The organism is Corynebacterium sp. SCR221107, assembly GCF_027886475.1.
Lineage (GTDB): Bacteria > Actinomycetota > Actinomycetes > Mycobacteriales > Mycobacteriaceae > Corynebacterium.
Genome location: NZ_CP115670.1, coordinates 312,779 through 330,883 on the forward strand (window position 1 = coordinate 312,779; position 18,105 = coordinate 330,883).

The following is an 18,105-nucleotide window of genomic DNA, read 5'->3' on the forward strand; positions in this document are numbered from 1 at the left end:
GGTGTTGCGTGCCTGTGGATAACTCGGGCGACCTGCGGTTTTCAACCTGTGGATAACTTTTTTCCTGTAATTACAGTTCGAGAATTTTTCCGGGTTCGTCACCCGTTGTGCCTGAAACGGTCTAGGTTAGTTTTATGACTCAGGCACACAAAAGCTCGGCGAATGATATCCATACCTGGCGCGCTCGGGTGGAACGTACCTCGGCTTGTGAGACGGTAGAGGCGGTTATAGAACGCATTGAAGCCGAAAATCCGGTGTTGAACGCCTTTAGCGTGGTTATGGCTGATGAGGCCAGGCAGCAGGCGCGGGAGCTCGATGCCTTGCCTGCGGATCAGCGTGGGCCGCTGCATGGCGTGCCGTTTGTCGTCAAGGACGAGATCGACGTCGCGGGGTACCCCACGACCTTTGGCACCCACGCCAACGTCCGCATCAAGAAGGCCGACAGCGAGATCGTCGCAAGGCTGCGAGCGGCAGGTGCCATCCCGGTGGCGAAGACCAGAATGCCCGAGTTCGGGGCGTGGCCACAGACTTTTTCCGATCATGCCGGGGCGACCCGCAATCCTCATGATCTTGCGCGCACCCCTGGTGGGTCGTCGGGCGGTACCGCGGCGGCGGTGGCGTCCGGGATCGTTCCCTTTGGACTCGGTGGCGACGGTGGTGGCTCGATCAGGATCCCCTCGGCGCACTGCGGGCTGGTCGGTTTAAAACCCCAGCGTGGAAAGGTGCCGACGAAGCCATATCGTAATCTGTGGCTGACCCTGGGCACACCGGGCGCGCTGACTACAACCGCGGAGGATGCCGCACTGGTCTATGACGTCATCGCCGATGGGAGCGCACACCTGGTGCGCGCGTTGGAGCACACGGGGCCACTGCGGGTTCGGTGGACCACGAAATCGGCGTCGCCGACCGTACGGACCTGTGCCGACAATCAGCGCTCGGTGCGTAAGGCGGCGCAGGAATTGGCCCGCCAGGGTTATGATGTTCGCCCACTCGCGAAGCGGATTCCTGATCCAACGTGGCCTTTCTTAGCGCTGTTTTTCGCCTCCATCAAAGAGGAAACCACGCTGATCGAGAATCCGGCAGCGCTCGATAAGCGCAGCAGGACCTTGTCGCGTTTGTCACGGCTGACTCCGTTTTGGCTGCGGGCGTGGGCCCAAAGTCACAGCGAGCACCTCGCGCACCTCACGCAGGCGCTTTTCGACGACTGCGATGTGCTGCTCACGCCAACGACTGCCTCGAGACCGGGCAGGGTAGAGGACTTTCAAGGGGTGACGGCTGTGGGAGCCATGCTCAAGTCGGCTGGATCGGTGGCGCACACGGTGCTGTGGAATGTGACTGGTCATCCGGCGGTGGCAGTTCCGGTGGGGAAGGATTCTGCGGGGCTGCCGTTGTCAGTGCAGGTGGTGGGCCCAATCGATGGGGAGTCGTTGATCATGCGGGCGGCGCGTGATATCACAAAGGGTTGACGTAACGATATATTGCGATATATCGTTAGCGTATTCAGTTACGCAATCCTAAGGAAGGAAGCGACATGTTCAACCCAATGTCGACCCCAGAAGACTTTGACTTCGGCCGCCCAGGCTTCGGCGAATTCCGAATGCGCGGCCCACGCGGCCCACGCGGTGGGCGCCCCATTCCCGGATTTAGCCCGGAGGACTTTCGCGAGCACTTTGGCCACGGCCGCGGCAAGGGGCGCGGGGGCAGGGCCGGCCGCGGTGACCTGCGCACCGCCGTGCTGCTGCTGCTCGCCGAGGAACCGATGCACGGATATCAGCTCATGACCACCATCACCGAGCGCACCGAGGGGAATTGGAAGCCCAGCCCGGGTGCGATTTACCCGACGCTGTCCCTGCTGGAGGACGAGGGGCTCATCACCGTCGAAAAGCAAGCCGGACGCAAACTGGCCACGATCACCGAAGACGGACAGGTGTTCGTCGGCAAGCACAAAGAGCAATGGAAGGACTTTTTTGAAGCCTACCGGCAGCAAGCTAGCTTCCATCCGCGCGACGGGCGGCGCGGGTTCGGCAATCCACAGCTCATGGAGGCACTCGGCGGCCTGCGCCAGGTGCTCATGGATGTTGCTGAAGAAGATCAAGACAAGGCGGCCGCCATCGTCGAGGAAGCCATCGAACGCATCCGCAAGCTGTAGAAAAAAACAACGCCACGGGGACAAATCCCTGTGGCGTTGAGTGCGTTTTTACGGTTAGAGCTTGACGCTTAAGCCCCTGACCCAGCGGTAGAGGCCAAAGATGATGCCGACAAAGACGATGACGCCCAGCCACTCGGCGAACGTGCCGAAATCGAACAAGGCCAGCGGCGCCTCGGAGCCGGAGGCACCGATGATGGCGGCGTTGACCACGCCGAATAGGGACTCGCCGACGATCAGGCCGGTGGCCAGCAGGATGCCCATGCGCTTGGAGGTCTCGGGCTTGGACTGCTTGTCAGCCCAGCGATCATAGAACATGCCGATGAAGGCGCCGATCGGGATCATCAAGGTCAGCGAGATCGGCAGGTACATGCCCATGCCCACGGCCAGAGGCGGCAGGGAGGAACGGGTGGTCTTCTTCAGGACCTCGTCAATGATGATGATGCCCACGCCAATCAGCGCTCCCAGACCGATGCGCGACCAGTCGAGGGAGTTGCCGAAGATGCCGTTGGCCACCGAGGACAGCAATGCCGCCTGCGGTGCGGCCAGCGCGTTCTCGCCCGCGCCCTCCATGCCGACGAAGCCGAAGCCGTCGAGCATGAGCTGGAGCACCGGCGGAATGATGATGGAGCCGAAGACGACGCCGATGACCAAAGCCACCTGCTGCTTCCACGGGGTCGCACCTACCAGCTGACCAGTCTTGAGATCCTGGAGGTTGTCGTTCGAGATCGTCGCGATGCCGAAGACCACGGCCGAAGTAAACAGGGTGTAGGCCACCAGCGCCGGGGCGTTGGTGTCGGACTCATTGCCGGTGACCACCTTGATCAGCAAGGCGGAAGCCAGAACGACGATGATGCCCACGCCCGAGATCGGGGAGTTGGAGGCACCGATCAGGCCGGCCATGTAGCCGCAGACAGAGGCCACGATAAGCCCGATGAGCAGCACGAAGACGATGGACAAGATCACCAATATCGTGGTGTGGTGCGCGATCTCGGAGGTGTGGATGAACAGGTACAAAAGCGCGCCGACCGGAAGCATCGAGGCCAAGATGACGCCGATGACCACGTTGAAGGGGATGTCGCGCTCGGTGATCGGGACCTCCTCGCCCGACTGGCGGGCGCGGGACGAAGCCAGGGAATCCTTGATGCCCTTGACGATGGGGCCGATGATCTTCAGCAGGGTCCACACGGCGGCCACGGCCATCGTGCCGGCGCCGACGAAGCGGACCTCGGAGGAGAAGGTGGTGGAGACGACGTCGGCCAGCTCGCCGGTGCCGAGGGAGCCGGAGCTAAACACCGGCAGCAGGATGAAGAAGGAGATGACCAGGCCCACGATCATGGCGATGCCGACGCTCACGCCGACCAGGTGACCCACGCCGATCAGCGCCAGCGACAGGCTGGAGCCGACCATCGTGCCGCCGGGGCCGAAGCGGAAGACGGCCGAGAGCTCGCCGGCGGTAGCCTTCATCGCGGTCAACAGCGACATGCCCGCCGAAGCAAGGCCGCCGGCGATGATCACGTGCAGGCCACGGCGGTTTTCCTCCGCGTTTTCGGCAGCCTCATCGGATTCGGTGTCGCCGATCTTCAAGACCTCGGCGGCGGCCACGCCCTCGGGGTAGGGCAGGTCGGAGCCAGTCACCAGGGCACGGCGCAGTGGGATGGAGTACATGACGCCCAAGATGCCGCCGATGGCGCACACAGCCGCGGTGGTCCAATAGGGGAACCCACTCCACCAGCCGACCATGACCAGGCCCGGCAGGACGAAGATGATGGCGGAGAGGGTGCCGGCGGCCGAGGCGATCGTCTGGACGATGTTGTTTTCGACGATGGTGTGTCCGGCGAACTTGCGCAGGATCGCCATCGAGATGACAGCCGCGGGGATAGAGGTGGCAAAGGTCAGGCCCACCTTGAGGCCCAAGTAGACATTTGCCGCAGTGAACACAAGCGTGATGAGTCCACCGATGATGACGGCGCGGAGAGTAAGCTCCTTATAGCCATTCCCGGCGGACTGCGTGGTCTGTGTGGCCACGGAAGTTCCTTTCCAGTGTGTGGGGCGAAACCTGTCGAATAAATTAGTTGACAGGACGCATAACCCACTCAGCCTAGAACGATCAAGCCGCAGGAACCAACTACGACCCCGCGACCCATTCCGATTTTCGGAAGTAATCGGGGTAACAGTGCGAGTAAAACCACAATTTTAGGAACGGTCGGCCAGCGTCGGGCGCACCGGACGCGCCAGCTGCGTCATCATCTTGCGCCCGCGCAATTCCACCGACTTCATCAGCGTCCAGCGCTTCTGCTCCGCCTCATTGGCCTTGGCCAAGGTGGAGGCATTGGTGAGCACTCGGCCCGGGGTGTCCTTGGCTAGCTCTGTCAAGCGGGCCGCAGTGTTGACGGCGTCGCCGATGACGGTGTACTCGAAGCGGTCGTGACCACCGATATGACCCGCAACGACATGCCCGGCCGCAACGCCGATGCCTGCCTGCAAACGCAAGTCCTTGAGCTCCTGACGCAGCTCGCGGGCGGCGGTTAGGGCGTGGCCGGTGGCGTCGGAAAGCGTAATGGGGGCGCCGAACACGGCAAGCGCCGCATCGCCCTGGAACTTATTGATGATGCCCTTGTTACGGTGAACCACCTCGACGACGTGCTCGAAGAAACGATTGAGCTCGGCGACGACCTCCTCCGGGTCATGGTTGACGGCGAAGGTAGTCGAGCCGATCACATCGACGAAGATGACGGCGACCTCGCGGTCCTCACCGCCGAGCTCCGGGCGCTCCTCCAGCGCGCGGCGGGCGACCTCGGTGCCCACATAACGGCCGAAGATATCGCGCACCCGCTGGCGTTCCTTAAGCCCGCGCATCATCTCGTTGAAGCCAGCCTGCAGCACGCCGATCTCGGAGCCGTCGTAGATGTCTACCTGTACGTCGGAATCGCCGCGACGAACCTTGTTGATCGCCCGCTGAAGCTCCAGGATCGGGTCGACCACGCTCATCACCACCAAGGTGGTGCCAAGGAAACCGGTGATCAGTGCCGCACCGCACAAGGCGGTGATACCCGGGATGATGTCATTGGGGTTGTCAGTAAAAAACCCCGCCTCCTGGCCGACGATCATCAGCAAGACGCCGACGATCGGCAAACCAGAGGTCAACAGCCACGTCATGCGCAACCGCTGCGTAATCGGCGGCTCCAAGGTCGCATCCTCAAAACGGCGCGCCAACGCCGTGGCGGCAACCGGGCGCACCAAGCGTTCGGCCTCCAGGTAGGTCAGCAACACGACCACGCCACCGGCCAAGGAGGTAGCAACCACGACGACCAAGGCCATTCTGCCTGAGGTCTGCAGCGCCGTCACGCCGACGATGATAATGCCAATCGCCCACACCAACGCGCACAACGCCGCTTGGTAGAAGGGGATGCGCATCACCAAATTGCGCACCATGTTCGGATCGTGGCGCTCGGGGTGGCGCTGCCAATCCAGCACCGGACGGAAGAGGAAAAACGTGACGATCGCGCCGAACAAGATGGCAAGGAACAAATAAATTAACCCGATGAGCCCGAGCGAGCCATCGAGGGAAGAAAAGTCCTTGAAACCGGGCAGTGGAACCAAGAACCGAAGAAAGAGCATGATGGCGATGGCTGCGGAAACATTAGACCCCAGCACCGTCGTGGCGTATAGCGGCCACGAGGTTCCCGACAGCCACTTGAGGGCGCGCCACACTCTATCCATGCCCATTACTTTAACCTGCCGGCGTCAGCTACGCGGCGGGTACCTCTGAACAACTGTCAGCACGGGGTGCCTACCCATTCGAACGGTCTCGTATGGCCATCGCCAACATGTCGCGGTCCTCGTCTAGTGTTAAACCCGTGAACCCAAGCGCACCCTCAGCTACAACCACCGCGGCCGAGCACGATGACGTCTTTACTCAAATGGGCGTCAGTCCGGCGGTGGCGGCACCGTTGCGGGCGGCGGCCCAAGCTGCGCGCACGGGCGAGCCCGGTCCGGCGATGACCCACGCCTGGCTTTTTACCGGCCCGCCGGGCTCCGGGCGCTCGGTGGCCGCCCTCGCCTTCGCCGCCGCCCTCGAATGCGAACACCCCAGCATTGTTGGCTGCGGACGTTGCCCGCAATGCGTGGCGGTGAAGGCGCGTACGCATGGTGACCTCGTGTTCTTGGACCCCAGGGAGCTCAGCATTGGAAAAGAATGGGTCAACAACACGATTGTTAAAGAAAGCTATTCGAATCCAACTACTGCGCGGTGGCGGGTGGTGATATTAGACAATGCCGATCGCCTCACCGCTGAAGCTGGCAACACCATGCTCAAGACCTTTGAAGAGCCACCGTCGCAGACCGTTATCATTCTCTGCGCGCCCTCGACGGATCCCGATGACATGTTGCCCACTTTGGTCTCGCGTGCCCGCCACCTGCATGTTCCCCCGCCTAGCGTAGAAGATGTTGCTAGGATCCTTACCCGCGACGGACAGATCAGCCAGGAAGATGCCTTGCTTGCCGCCGCTGCCACCGGAAGCCACATTGGCAGGGCTCGTCGGCTGGCAACGGATCCGGAAGCTCAAAAGCGCCGCTTTGCCATCTTGCACCTGGCGGAACTGATGTATCACGGTGACCAGGCATTTCGTGCGGTCACGGACATTGTGAAGTCGGTGACGAAGGCCGCTGAGGCCGATCATGCCGAAGAAAATGAGAAGGAGCTGGAAAAGCTGCGGCAAAGTCTCGGCGTCGGCGCAAAAGGCCGGGGCGTGGTCAAGATGCAGCGGGAGTATTCCAAAGAGATCAAGGTCCTTGAGGAGCTGCAGAAAAAGCGAAAAACCCGCGCCATCCGTGACGCGCTGGATATGTCGCTGGTGGATTTCGCCGGGCTTTACCGCGACGCGCTCATGATCGCCACCGGCGCGCAGGTCGATCCCATCCATCCCGACATGGCACCGCTTGCCGGTGACCTGGCGAAGGTCGGCGTGCCCGGGCTTGCCCAGTGCATCGATGCGGTGATGGCGTGCCGCACCGCGATCGCTACGAATGTGCGCCCGGAAACCGCCCTCGACGCAATGGTCGGCAAGATTCGTTTAGCCTCGCGGTTGTCCTAGCGTGACGTTTTCTTGCTTGCCGACGTCCACCGGCACCCATTTTGGAACTACCTCACCTCGTGCTGTAAAATTCCGAAACAGTGCCAAAGCACGGCGCCGCCTTAGCTCAGTCGGTAGAGCATTTCACTCGTAATGAAAAGGTCGCGAGTTCGATTCTCGCAGGCGGCTCAATTAAAAACACCCCTCTACCTGCAAGTTCGGGTTTGAGGGGTGTTTTTGTCTGCCCGTGTCGAATGTTGAGTGAACACAAAATGAGCACAACCCGGGTGCTATACGACAAAATATGTGTAAGTTCCCCGTATTTTTTGGCTTTGACCGTATGTTTTCATGCGTTTGGTTTTCCTAGGAGATTTTGGATCTCTCGTTTTTGGTGTGAAGAAAACTGACGGGGTGTTTGTAAATTCCGCTAAGCGGGTAGCGGATCCATCCGCCGACTTGCTTTCGTCGTTTTGTAGTAATGGCATTGGGGACGTTATTGATCTCAGCGGATTGTTGGTAATGCACTAGGGCGGGATCGGTTTGAGGCCTGTAGGTTCGAGATCTCTCTCGGGTGGCTCATGCGCTTTGGTTCCATAAATGATGGCTTATTCTGGAACGGAGGATCCCTTCACGAGGGCATGGCACAGGAACCCGTGGCCATAATCTTCAAAGAAGTGGACTGCGTTAATGTGCTTGGTTGTACTAACTTTTGTTAGCTCACCAACCTTTTCATCGAGTCGAATATTGACTCCTGCCCATGCCCTTCGCCCAGCCTGACTGCCACAATGCGCGGGTAACCCCAGGATAGACCTGTGGGGAGCAGATGAGATTCCATCTGCCACGCAGGGTGTGACTGTGATGCGATCCCCGTCACGGACTACGACCGCCGTGAGAAACAGCTCGTTCAGGATGGCTGGATTCTCGATGTGAAGGATTATTTCGATTCGCTTTCGGAAAAAGCAGCAGAATCAGATCTTCTCCCGCTCTGGTGCTCAAGCAATCAGAGACGGTGCGGACATCAACTAAGTAGTCAACTCCCGCAGAGGCATGGACGCACGGGGTGTGTTTACCAGTGAGGGAACGACGAAGCGCGGGTGGGCGTCAGATTATCTCCTGCAGCAGTACCGTGCGACCTGGGAGAAGAACCCCACCGGCCGGTACATGCGAACGTCCGTGCCACGGCTGAGTATAGATGAGATTTATCGTCGATCTTCGACCTCGGATGAGGCTTTGGTGTTGCTGCACGGCAATGGGTACCTCACGGACGCTTCCCCAGACTTGTCGGGCAAGTTTGACTTCTTCCTACGTGATGCGGAGGTCAAAGCAGCACAGCTACGAGTAAGACAAGCGAAGCTTTCAGCGATAGCTGCGAAGCAAGCAAGACTCACGGATAGTGGGACTGGTGGTCCGCCTCTGATTCCGCCGGAGGTATTCAAGCTAGTCGATGAGGGCGATGGAGATTGGCGCTCCCGGATCACCGCAGACGCAGGAATATCCAAGAAAGCAATTCACGAGTGGGCAAGCTTTGTGCAGCTGGCCAAGAACGGGCATGCGGTCCATCTGCGACGCGATAGTGACGAGGAAGGAGTAGCAAATCCTGACATCTATCTAGACGGTGTTCTAACAGAGGTGAAAGCGCCGAAAGGGGGAACGAAAAATACCATCGCCGGCATTGTTAGAAAAGCGAAGTCGCAAAGCAGCCAAGTCGTTATTGACACTATTCGTGCGAATCTCTCTGTCGCAGAAATCGAAGCGTATTCTCGCAAGGCACTGGAACGCTATACTGAGGTGAACAGAATCATGGTCATGGCCGCGGAAAAGGAGGTGTGGGTATCCAATGAGTAACGAGGACTTCGTCATGACTGACGCGCCATTTGGCGAGGCCGTAGAGGCGTTGAAGTCTGCTGGCGTAATAGTTGAGATTCCCAAAGCTCCTACGGCAGTAGTTAAGACCACGTTCCAAGGCCAGTACATCGAAATTGGTTACGACATCAAGCTCGACGAGGATGAATTGGAAACATGGGTAGCAGTAGATGAAACTCAGGAAGAGTTGACTGCTGCCATCTTCTCCGCTTTTCAGCAATTACCGTATGCGTGTTTGCGCACCCCAACGCTTTCTGACCCAGTGGAAAGAATCTACAAGCCGCGAGGGGCGCGAAAAGCTGAAACCGCGGCAGCATAACAAACACCAAGAACCACCACACGAACCATCGTGCTGGTGGTTTTTTCATGCCAATTTTCGAGAGGAAATAACATGCACAACACCAAGCCATGGCTTCGCTTCATCGAGGCCGGCACCCCACATCTCGTCCCAGCACCGACCCCAGCACCTCCTTCCACATTGGAAGCCACCCCTACAGTGCAGAGTCCCGCACCGGTCGATCCCACCCAGGGGAAGACTGCCGACGCGAAGCCGAAGTTCAGTGATCTGGGTAGCGCGATCGCTGCCCACTACGAAGCGAACAAGTAATGAAAGGGGAGATAACCTATGGCTATCACTCTTGAGCAGGCAAAGCTCAATACTCTCGCGGATTATGCTCCCGCGATCATCGACGAGTTCCGCGAGGGCTCGGCACTTTTGGACCTTATGGTCTTCGACACCGCCGTGAACCCGGCTGGTGGTGGAGCGACGTTGACCTACGGCTACCGTCGTGTCTCCAAGTAGCGTGGTGCTGCATTCCGCGCCCTGAACACCGAGTACGTTCCGGGTCAGGCGGAGACCACGCAGCACTACGTCAATCTGGTTCCGCTGGGCGGTTCCTTCCAAGTTGACCGCGTGCTTGCAAAAATTGGTCCTACGGCCTCCAACGAGGTGATTTTCCCGATGCCTTAGACCATCAAGTCTTCGAACGCGAAGTTCGTCGACGCGGTCATCAACGGTGATACCGCAGTGGAGACTTCCGGCTTCGATGGCCTGGATAAGGCGTTGACGGCTACGACCACGGAGCTTACCGGTGGTAAGGACTGGTCTGCTCTGAACACGACGGACTCGGCTCATAAGATCCTTGATGATCTCGACGAGCTGCTTAGCGCCCTCGATGGCGCCCCCACCGCTTTGATCGGCAACACTCGCACCCTGGCGAAGTTACGTGCAGCTGCGCGTCGCGCCAGCATGTCCACCAAGTCCTCGGTCGAGGGGCTGATGGACGCCAACGGGCGTCCCACTTCCCGCTGAATCTAAGGCCTCACCATCGTGAAATGAGAATGTGCCCCTCCATGCTCCGGCGCAAGGGCCGTTTTTCGGGTGCCTTGCGTATTTTGGATGCAGCGATAAGGATAGGAGGTAATTTGCGGGGGTGGTAAAACCTCATGCCTGCCGGGGGATTTGTTAGTTTTGCGGGGGTGGTCTGACAAGGCGGGGGCTGCGGGTTTTCGACGAATTGTGAATTTTGCGATGTGCGTCACGCTACTATGTGATTCATGACACGAAATGGGATACCGGCTTGGGTGGGCATTGCGCTCGCCGTTTTTACTGTGGCGTGGGGAGGGAATCAATACACCCCCATGCTCGTGTTTTATCGGATTCAGGGCGTTTTTACGCCGCTGTTTATCGACCTCATGTTGGCCGCCTACGCCTTTGGTGTGGCGGTGGGTTTGTTGGTGGCGGGCCCATTGTCCGACCGTTATGGGCGCAAGCCCGTGATGATGCCGGTGCCCATCCTGGCCGCCATCGCCTCCTTATGCATTGCCGTCGGCGAGGAAAATGAGTGGTGGATGACCGTCGGGCGCACCTTATCGGGCATTGCCGTCGGCGTGGCGATGACCGCCGGAGGGGCTTGGATCAAGGAGTTGAGCTCTTTCAAGTTTGACCCGAAGGCGGTGCCCACGTCGGGGGCAAAGCGGGCGTCGATGTCGCTGACCGCAGGCTTTGCTTTGGGGCCTGCGTGCTCCGGCTTGCTGGCGCAGTTTGTGCCGCTGCCGGGTCAGCTTGCCTACATCGTGCACATCGTGCTGTCTATTGCGGTGCTTCCGCTGATGGCGCGCCTGCCGGAGACGCGGCACTCGACCCACCTGCACGAAAAGGGTGGGTTTAGGAAGGATATGTCGATCCCGTCGTTACGCAAGCCGCGTTTCATGCTGGTGATCGGGCCGATGGCGCCGTGGGTGTTCGGCGCGGGCTTTACGTCCTATGCGATCCTGCCGGCGCAAATCCGGCACCTGATGACCTATCCCATTGCACTGACCGCGCTGATCGCGTTGACGACTCTGGGCTCGGGCTTTCTTATCCAGCAGGTGGGTCCGCAGATCGCTGGCGATTCCAAGGTGCGCGGGCCGATTGTGGCCATGAGCGTTGCGGTGGTGGGCATGGGCTTAGCGACGATCGATGTCGCCCATCCGCGCGTGTGGTTTACCTTCGTGTGCGCGGTTTTCTTGGGGCTTACCTACGGCCTGTGCTCCTATGTGGGCCTGGCGGAAACCCAGGAAATTGCCTCCCCGGAGGATATGGCCGGACTGACGGGCATCTTCTATTGCCTCAGTTATGTGGGAATGTTGTTCCCAGCGGCGTTGACCATGCTGTCGGACTGGTTTAGCTACCCGCAGATGCTGGGCTTCGGCGTCGCGGTTGCCGCGGTGAGCCTGGTGGTCACCATCTTTACGGCGAGAAAACTCTAACGAAGATTGAGCAGGCTGCAAAGGGTCCGGAACTGATCTTCCTCAATATAGTGCAGGACCTCCAACCCTTGGCGCTGCTTGCGGATAAGCCCCGCATCGGTGAGCTTTTTGAGGTGATGGGAGACCGTCGATTGGGTCAGCCCGCTTAGTGCCGTGAGCTGAGTGACTGTCAACGGTTCGCAGCGGCGGTCGGCGATGTGCGAAATAAGTAACAGCCGGGTGGGGTCGGCGAGCGCCTTCAGCTGTGTGGAAAAACGCTGCGCCTCCTCTGGGGTGAGGATGTGGGTGCCCATGCAGCATTCGGTTGCGGGTTCGCCGACGGCTTGAATGGGGATCGTGGTGGGGAAGTGTTGCTCGGTCATTGTCTATTGATAGTAGGCGACCACCTCGATTGAAAGTCAATGCTGCAGAGGTGGGTGCCCACCCCGGGTCATATATTGACAAATATCGATATTCTGTTAGCTTGGGAACCGTCAATATTGTCAGGCGTGCGCTACCGTTGGTGGCGGAAAGCAAGGAAAAGTGGAACCCAAACTCAGCTTCCTCGATCGATTCCTTCCCATGTGGATCCTGCTGGCGATGGCCCTGGGGTTAGCACTTGGCGCCTGGGTGCCAGGGTTAGGCGATGCGCTTGGTGGCGCGGAGGTGCTGGGCGTTTCCATCCCCATCGCCATCGGCCTGCTGGTCATGATGTACCCGCCGCTGGCGAAGGTGCGCTACGATCGCGCGCTCAACCGGGCCTTTGACGCCAAGGCGTTGGTGGTGTCCGTGGTGGCCAACTGGGTGCTCGGCCCGGCCGTGATGTTCGCTCTGGCCTGGGCGTTCTTGCCCGATGCGCCGGAGCTGCGCACGGGCGTGATCATCGTCGGGCTGGCGCGCTGCATCGCGATGGTGGTGGTGTGCACGGATCTGGCTTGCTCGGATCGTGAGCTCACCGTGGTCCTGGTTGCGATCAACTCCATCTTCCAGATCCTCATGTTCAGCCTCATGGGCTGGTTCTACCTGCAGGTCCTCCCCGGCTGGCTGGGGCTAGATACCACCAGCGTGAACTTTTCGCTGGCGCAGATCACCGGCTCGGTGCTGGTGTTTTTGGGGGTGCCGCTGCTGCTTGCGATCGTGAGCCGAAAGGGGATCGAGCGCACTCGCGGGCGTGACTGGTACGAGCAGGTCTTCTTGCCGAAGATCTCCCCGCTGGCGCTGTGGGGCCTGCTGTTTACCATCACCATCTTGTTTAGCCTGCAGGGCGAGCGCTTCATCGCGGAGCCGGGCACCGTGGCCCGGGTGGCCGCACCGCTTCTGTGCTACTTCGTCATCATGTTCCTGGGCACCTTCTTTGCAGCCCGCGCGCTGGGGATGAACTACGAGCGCACCTCGGCGCTTGCCTTTACCGCAGCGGGCAACAACTTCGAGCTGGCCATCGCGGTGTGCGTGGGTACTTTCGGCACCCACTCGCTGCAAGCGCTGGCCGGCACCGTCGGCCCGCTCATCGAGGTGCCGGTGCTGCTTGGATTGGTCTATGTCGCCCGCTATCTGCGCAAGGTCGCATTTGCCACACGCATCGAGGCAACCAATTAGTCTTAAGCTTGTCCCCGCTTTCCTACTGTGGAGGGAAAACCCATGTCAGAAGTAAAATCCGAAACCCCAGGCGTACTGTTTGTGTGCGTGCGCAATAAGGGCAAGTCGCAGATGGCGGCGGCCCTGGCGCGCCTGCGTGGCCAGGGCTTGATCCGGGCCTACTCGGCGGGCACCAACCCCGCCCTCGGCCAGCCGGTCAACCAGGAGTCGGCGGCCGCGATCGCCGAGGTCGGCGGGAACATGTCCGATGAGCAGCCGCAGGGGATCAGCGACGAGCTGCTTTCCCAGGTCGACCAGATCGTGGTCATCGGCGCCGAGGCGGACACCAGCGAGCTGGAGGCCGCCGGGTGGCAGGTCACCCGCTGGGTCACCGACGAGCCCTCCTTGCGAGGAATCGAAGGCATGGAAAGGATGCGGATCATCCGCGAGGATATTGACTCCCGGGTCCAGGCGCTCATCGCGGAGGTGACGCAGGCGCACCGTTAGGCGTCGGCAAGCACGTTAGCCGAGCTTGGCCTTGACCACCTTGCCGGTGGCATTGCGCGGCAGGGAATCGACGAAGTGCACGTCGCGCGGGACGGAGTGCTCGGCCAGGCGGTGAAGCACCCAGTCGCGGACCTTGTGCTCATCCAGTGCTTTGCCCGCGCTGTCCTTCGCGCGCACCACCCACACCGCGACGCGGGAAAACATCTTCGAATCCTCCACGCCGGTTGCGAAGATGTCCTTCACACCCGGCATCGGCTCCAAGACCTCCTCCACCGAACGGGGGAAAACGTTTTCGCCGCCGACGATGATCATGTCATCCGCGCGACCCATGACGTGCAGGCGGCCCGCCTCGTCGAGAAAACCGCGGTCGCCGATCTGGACCATGTGCCCGTAGGTGTTCATCGGGATGGAGGGATCGGTATAGCCACTCAAGGTGGTGGAGTTCGCACAGAAGATGCGGCCGATCTCACCGCGGGGTGCGGGGCGGTCCTGCTCGTCAAGGATCACAAGGTCGGTTCCCACGCAGATATGGCCGGCCACCGTAGGCGATTCCACGAGATCGTCCATTCCCGCGATCGCCGCAGCAGAAATCTCAGTGGAGCCATAAAGGTTGCACAGGATCTTCCCGAAACGCTTGTGGACCGCCTCCACCAGCCACGGCGAGAGCGCATGACCGGAGGAGATGATGAACTTCAGCGATGAGGTATCCCCCGGCAGATCCACCATTTCCTTGAGGAAGATCGGCGAGGAGAACATGCCCTCAAGCTTCTGGCTTTCGATGTCGGCCATGATCTGGGCCGGGTTGAAGATGCGGTGCATGGAAATCGTCGAGCGCCCGGCCAAGGCGATATTCAAACAGCCCCAACCCCAGGTGTGGAAGATGGAGGCGGTCAGCTGCAGGCGCATATTCGCCCGCCACGGAACATGACCCAGCAGGCTGGCCACCACGGCCGGAATCACCGGCTCCGGGCGCACCACGCCCTTCGGGGTGCCGGTGGTGCCGGAGCTCATGAGCACGACGGGCCCGTGTGCGGGGAACAGGGGCAGTTTCACCTTCGCCGCTTGCGGGGTGCGCGCCCAGGAGTGGAGGATCTCATCGAGGGACGTAAATTCCGTCGCGCGCTCATGGGCGGTGGTTTCGCGGAAGCCCACGATCACGTGCAGATTGCCGGTGTCTTCCGGCAGTCGGTCGAGGAATTCCTCGTCGATGACCAACACGTTGATGCCATCGCGGTTGATGCAGCCTACAAGCTGCTCGGTGGAGGAACCGATGTTGAGCAGGTACACGCCCGCCCCCGCATAGCCCTTGGCCGCCAGCGGGTAGACAATGCCGCGGGAGTTGCGCGCCATGATGCCCACGCGCAGGTCCTCGATTCCCAGAGAGAGGAAATAGCGGGCGATGGTGTGTGAGTTGTTGCGTAGCTGCTCGTAGGTGAGCTCGCCGGCATCGTCGATGATGGCGATGCGTTTCGGGCAGACGTTGTAGCCCTGTTCCACTTCGCGGGCGGTGGTAAACCGATAGCGCGCGAGCACCTCCGGCAGGCGCACGGCCGCTTTCACCGATCCCTCCGTGCTCAACAGACCCGCGTTGTGGAATGCTGGCACGAGCTTGGCCAGATCTATGGCGGTGGAGGCAAAGGAATGGGCGAAACGGGTATAGCGCACGGGGAAAACTCTCCTTGAAAATAACGATGGGTGCCTTCAGTCATTGCTACCCTGCATCCCTAGCAGCAAGAAGTGAGCCTGCTGGGATCTGCCTGACTATTTCCTACTTGCGGGCGTGAACAAGTGACAATTGGGCAGGGTGCATGAAGGCAAAAATCCGTTTGGTATATAAAACTACAGGGCGCAAGCGTTACTAAAAAAAGGAAATCCCCGCCGTGAGAAGCGGGGAAACACACATCAGAGGTCATCCTCTGGCCTGACCGGCGATTGCAACGCGACCGCCCGGGCGAGCCTGGCATAACGCAGCTCCTGCTCGCGGAAGCGGATATAGGAGCTGACCGTGGTGAACATGAACGCGACGACGAGCGCATAAAGCAGCAGGTCCGTTCCCCGATCCACGCCGAGGAAGTTGGCCACGGTTGTCAGGGCCTCGGGGCGCAGCACCGAGACGATGCAGACGATGATGAAGACCACGAAGCCGATCTTCACCCCCGCCTTGGCACGCGCCTTGCGACGGTTGGCCACGAAGTACACAGCAAGCGCGGAGGTCGCTAGCAATAGCAGGCTCTGGATGATGATCTTTTCCACTGATGTAAGTCCCAATTCTTCCTAAAGATGTCCCTAGATGCGCTTGGCCAGCAGGCCGTCCGCCAGGATGTTGACGCCGTTGATGAGTGACTGTCCCTTGCTCATGGAGTACTCGGTGTAAAGGATATCCACGGGCTCTTCCGACACCCGCCACCCTTTGTCTGCGATCAGTGAGACTATCTCCGAGGCGTGGCTCATACCGTTCATGCGGAGGTTCATCCCATTGGCTACGGTGGAGTTGAACACGCGCAGGCCGTTGTGGGCGTCCGAGAGCCCCAACTTGCGGGTGGTCGGGGAGAGCATGACCACGGTCTTTAATACGATGCGTTTAATAAGCGGCACCTGGTCGTCGGCCGCGCGCGGGCGGCCGAATCGGGTGCCCACCACGATGTCTAGGGGCTCACTGCGCAGCCGTTCGATCATGCGGACCACGTCCTTGACCTGGTGCTGGCCGTCGGCGTCGAAGGTACAAAAGTACTTCGCCCCTGGCTGCTTGCGGGCGTACTCGACGCCGGTCTGGATTGCCGCGCCTTGGCCGAGGTTGACAGGGTGATTAACCAGGTGGGCGCCAGCGGCGTGAATTTCCGCAGCAGAGGCGTCGGCGGAGCCGTCGTTGACCGCGACGATGTTGGGAAACGTCTTCCTGGCGTTCTCGATGACCTCGCGGATGACCGTACCCTCGTTATAGCAAGGGATGATCAGCCAGGTGTCCGAAAAATCCCCCGGACGAGGGGTGGCTTCCGGGTCCGGCGACGAGGGGGTGGCAGCAGATGTATCCATGATGACTTAAACCCTATTCCACGCCATTAATAAGCCGCAAAGGCACGCCGAAGGCCCAAGTAGTACCTGCCCCTGCCCGGTGGGGTGGGTCATAACCGACAGCCGCCGGTTGGGCCGGAAGGGGCGCGCTAAACTCGAAGCGGTGAACACACTTGGAGTAGTCATCGTCTCTTATGGCCACGAGGCCGACGTGGAAAAGCTTGTACACTCTTTCCTCCCCCAGTTGAAAGGGGGGGACCGCGTGGTCATCGTGGATAACAAGAAGCCGTGGCGCTTCGCGCAGACCGTGCTTTTCGACGATGACCGCATCCAGGTGGTAGAGCACGACAACGGTGGCTTCGCCGCCGGTTGCAACGTGGGAGCGGCCCGGCTAGACACCGACATTATCTTCTTTCTTAACCCGGATACCCAGATCAAGGACCCGAACCTGTTCGACTCCATGCGGGCGATGGGGGACTCTGACTATGCCGCGTGGATGCCCTATCTTCTGTTGGGAGACTCCGGCAAGGTGAACTCCGCAGGCAATGCGCTGCACATCTCCGGGCTCAGTTGGGTCAATGGGCTTGACACCTCCCCCGACTTTGAGGCTGGGGTCAGCCGGATTTCTGCGGCCTCCGGCGCCTGCCTTGCGGTCAAGCGCTCCTGGTTCAATGAGATCGGCGGCATGAGCGAGGAATACTTCATGTACCACGAAGACCTTGACTTTTGTGCCCGTCTGCAGTTGGCTGGAGGCTCGATCGCGCTCGTGCACGAGGCCTTCGTCAACCACAATTATGACTACGGCAAGGGCGACTACAAGTGGATTTACATTGAGCGCAATCGCCTGATGTTTGCCTTGGCGACGTGGCCTGCTCTGGTCCTCGCGGTCCTAGCCCCGCAGCTGCTTGGCGTGGGCGTGGGCCTGTGGGCGATCGCGGCAAAGCAGCATCGCCTAGGACTTAAGGTGCGCTCGGCGACGCTGCTCATCAAGGCCATCCCCCAGATTCGGCGCATGCGCGCCCGTGCCGCGCGCACGCGCCGGTTGAGCGCCCCGGAGTTCTACTCTTTGATGAGCTGGCAGCTCGACAACCCCAATCTCGGCCTGCAGGACGCGGTGCTGGTGCAAAAGATATACCGCGCCTACTACCAGCTAGGCGCGGTGATTCTCAAGCTGGTGAAGTAGGACGCGGCAAGCGC

The 18,105-nt window shown here is 60.3% G+C and carries 18 protein-coding genes and 1 tRNA gene; 13 read left to right on the plus strand and 6 right to left on the minus strand.

Annotated elements, in window-relative coordinates:
• The first annotated feature begins 134 nt into the window (after nt 1-134).
• Nucleotides 135-1,466: an amidase family protein gene (locus PAB09_RS01525; protein ID WP_271034349.1), complete on the plus strand. Its 1,332-nt coding sequence runs from the start codon at nt 135-137 to the stop codon at nt 1,464-1,466.
• A 65-nt stretch (nt 1,467-1,531) separates the two neighbouring features.
• Nucleotides 1,532-2,149: a PadR family transcriptional regulator gene (locus tag PAB09_RS01530; protein WP_271034350.1), complete on the plus strand. Its 618-nt coding sequence runs from the start codon at nt 1,532-1,534 to the stop codon at nt 2,147-2,149.
• A gap of 54 nt (nt 2,150-2,203) precedes the next feature.
• Here the strand turns inward: PAB09_RS01530 and PAB09_RS01535 are convergent, their stop codons facing one another.
• Together PAB09_RS01535 and PAB09_RS01540 are read right to left on the minus strand one after the other, a co-directional pair.
• A complete protein-coding gene (locus tag PAB09_RS01535) occupies nt 2,204-4,174 on the minus strand; it encodes an OPT family oligopeptide transporter (protein WP_271034351.1) in 1,971 nt (656 codons plus the stop codon).
• A 168-nt stretch (nt 4,175-4,342) separates the two neighbouring features.
• Nucleotides 4,343-5,869 carry an adenylate/guanylate cyclase domain-containing protein gene (locus PAB09_RS01540; protein WP_271034352.1) on the minus strand — a complete coding sequence of 509 codons (1,527 nt, stop codon included), beginning with the start codon at nt 5,867-5,869 and terminating at the stop codon, nt 4,343-4,345.
• A gap of 200 nt (nt 5,870-6,069) precedes the next feature.
• Between PAB09_RS01540 and PAB09_RS01545 the strand changes: the two genes are divergently transcribed.
• The 8 genes from PAB09_RS01545 to PAB09_RS01580 all read left to right on the plus strand — a co-directional run bounded on the left by PAB09_RS01545 (nt 6,070) and on the right by PAB09_RS01580 (nt 11,835).
• Nucleotides 6,070-7,242 (plus strand): DNA polymerase III subunit delta', encoded by a 1,173-nt coding sequence (locus tag PAB09_RS01545; protein WP_271035232.1) that lies wholly within the window; start codon nt 6,070-6,072, stop codon nt 7,240-7,242.
• A 95-nt stretch (nt 7,243-7,337) separates the two neighbouring features.
• Nucleotides 7,338-7,410, plus strand: a tRNA-Thr gene (locus tag PAB09_RS01550).
• 858 nt (nt 7,411-8,268) lie between these two features.
• Nucleotides 8,269-9,066 carry a hypothetical protein gene (locus tag PAB09_RS01555; protein WP_271034353.1) on the plus strand — a complete coding sequence of 266 codons (798 nt, stop codon included), beginning with the start codon at nt 8,269-8,271 and terminating at the stop codon, nt 9,064-9,066.
• Nucleotides 9,059-9,403 carry a hypothetical protein gene (locus tag PAB09_RS01560; RefSeq protein WP_271034354.1) on the plus strand — a complete coding sequence of 115 codons (345 nt, stop codon included), beginning with the start codon at nt 9,059-9,061 and terminating at the stop codon, nt 9,401-9,403. The genes PAB09_RS01555 and PAB09_RS01560 overlap by 8 nt, the downstream gene beginning before the upstream one ends.
• Nucleotides 9,404-9,475: 72 nt before the next feature.
• Nucleotides 9,476-9,691, plus strand: coding sequence for a hypothetical protein (locus PAB09_RS01565; protein WP_271034355.1), 216 nt, complete (start codon nt 9,476-9,478; stop codon nt 9,689-9,691).
• A gap of 18 nt (nt 9,692-9,709) precedes the next feature.
• The gene (locus tag PAB09_RS01570) at nt 9,710-9,886 is read left to right on the plus strand and encodes a hypothetical protein (RefSeq protein WP_271034356.1); all 177 of its coding nucleotides are present in this window, start codon (nt 9,710-9,712) and stop codon (nt 9,884-9,886) included.
• A gap of 225 nt (nt 9,887-10,111) precedes the next feature.
• Entirely contained in the window at nt 10,112-10,396 is a 285-nt protein-coding gene (locus tag PAB09_RS01575; RefSeq protein WP_271034357.1) for a hypothetical protein, read from the plus strand.
• A 245-nt stretch (nt 10,397-10,641) separates the two neighbouring features.
• The gene (locus PAB09_RS01580; RefSeq protein ID WP_271034358.1) at nt 10,642-11,835 is read left to right on the plus strand and encodes an MFS transporter; all 1,194 of its coding nucleotides are present in this window, start codon (nt 10,642-10,644) and stop codon (nt 11,833-11,835) included.
• Here the strand turns inward: PAB09_RS01580 and PAB09_RS01585 are convergent.
• The gene (locus PAB09_RS01585) at nt 11,832-12,197 is read right to left on the minus strand and encodes an ArsR/SmtB family transcription factor (protein WP_271034359.1); all 366 of its coding nucleotides are present in this window, start codon (nt 12,195-12,197) and stop codon (nt 11,832-11,834) included. The two genes, PAB09_RS01580 and PAB09_RS01585, sit on opposite strands and share 4 nt — an antisense overlap.
• Nucleotides 12,198-12,396: 199 nt before the next feature.
• Here PAB09_RS01585 and arsB point away from each other — a divergent pair, with 199 nt between their 5' ends.
• Entirely contained in the window at nt 12,397-13,410 is a 1,014-nt protein-coding gene (arsB, locus tag PAB09_RS01590; RefSeq protein WP_271035233.1) for an ACR3 family arsenite efflux transporter, read from the plus strand.
• A gap of 42 nt (nt 13,411-13,452) precedes the next feature.
• Nucleotides 13,453-13,896: an arsenate-mycothiol transferase ArsC gene (locus tag PAB09_RS01595; RefSeq protein ID WP_271034360.1), complete on the plus strand. Its 444-nt coding sequence runs from the start codon at nt 13,453-13,455 to the stop codon at nt 13,894-13,896.
• A gap of 15 nt (nt 13,897-13,911) precedes the next feature.
• Here the strand turns inward: PAB09_RS01595 and PAB09_RS01600 are convergent, their stop codons facing one another.
• From PAB09_RS01600 to PAB09_RS01610, 3 genes are all read right to left on the minus strand, one after another.
• Entirely contained in the window at nt 13,912-15,561 is a 1,650-nt protein-coding gene (locus tag PAB09_RS01600; protein WP_442873684.1) for an AMP-binding protein, read from the minus strand.
• A gap of 237 nt (nt 15,562-15,798) precedes the next feature.
• Nucleotides 15,799-16,137: a DUF2304 domain-containing protein gene (locus PAB09_RS01605; protein WP_442873726.1), complete on the minus strand. Its 339-nt coding sequence runs from the start codon at nt 16,135-16,137 to the stop codon at nt 15,799-15,801.
• Between the two features lie 45 nt (nt 16,138-16,182).
• Nucleotides 16,183-16,929 carry a glycosyltransferase family 2 protein gene (locus PAB09_RS01610; protein WP_271034362.1) on the minus strand — a complete coding sequence of 249 codons (747 nt, stop codon included), beginning with the start codon at nt 16,927-16,929 and terminating at the stop codon, nt 16,183-16,185.
• A 142-nt stretch (nt 16,930-17,071) separates the two neighbouring features.
• Between PAB09_RS01610 and PAB09_RS01615 the strand changes: the two genes are divergently transcribed.
• Nucleotides 17,072-18,091 (plus strand): glycosyltransferase family 2 protein, encoded by a 1,020-nt coding sequence (locus PAB09_RS01615; protein WP_271034363.1) that lies wholly within the window; start codon nt 17,072-17,074, stop codon nt 18,089-18,091.
• Nucleotides 18,092-18,105: the final 14 nt, after the last annotated feature.

Excerpts from the sequence above, each read along its gene's own strand:
- PAB09_RS01530 (WP_271034350.1), top strand. The coding sequence starts at position 1,532 with ATGTTCAACCCAATGTCGACCCCAGAAGACTTTGACTTCGGCCGCCCA.
- PAB09_RS01560 (WP_271034354.1), top strand. The coding sequence starts at position 9,059 with ATGAGTAACGAGGACTTCGTCATGACTGACGCGCCATTTGGCGAGGCC.
- PAB09_RS01595 (WP_271034360.1), top strand. The coding sequence starts at position 13,453 with ATGTCAGAAGTAAAATCCGAAACCCCAGGCGTACTGTTTGTGTGCGTG.
- PAB09_RS01580 (WP_271034358.1), top strand. The coding sequence starts at position 10,642 with ATGACACGAAATGGGATACCGGCTTGGGTGGGCATTGCGCTCGCCGTT.
- PAB09_RS01565 (WP_271034355.1), top strand. The coding sequence starts at position 9,476 with ATGCACAACACCAAGCCATGGCTTCGCTTCATCGAGGCCGGCACCCCA.
- arsB (WP_271035233.1), top strand. The coding sequence starts at position 12,397 with ATGTGGATCCTGCTGGCGATGGCCCTGGGGTTAGCACTTGGCGCCTGG.
- PAB09_RS01555 (WP_271034353.1), top strand. The coding sequence starts at position 8,269 with ATGGACGCACGGGGTGTGTTTACCAGTGAGGGAACGACGAAGCGCGGG.
- PAB09_RS01585 (WP_271034359.1), bottom strand. The coding sequence starts at position 12,197 with ATGACCGAGCAACACTTCCCCACCACGATCCCCATTCAAGCCGTCGGC.
- PAB09_RS01540 (WP_271034352.1), bottom strand. The coding sequence starts at position 5,869 with ATGGATAGAGTGTGGCGCGCCCTCAAGTGGCTGTCGGGAACCTCGTGG.
- PAB09_RS01570 (WP_271034356.1), top strand. The coding sequence starts at position 9,710 with ATGGCTATCACTCTTGAGCAGGCAAAGCTCAATACTCTCGCGGATTAT.
- PAB09_RS01610 (WP_271034362.1), bottom strand. The coding sequence starts at position 16,929 with ATGGATACATCTGCTGCCACCCCCTCGTCGCCGGACCCGGAAGCCACC.
- PAB09_RS01545 (WP_271035232.1), top strand. The coding sequence starts at position 6,070 with ATGGGCGTCAGTCCGGCGGTGGCGGCACCGTTGCGGGCGGCGGCCCAA.
- PAB09_RS01525 (WP_271034349.1), top strand. The coding sequence starts at position 135 with ATGACTCAGGCACACAAAAGCTCGGCGAATGATATCCATACCTGGCGC.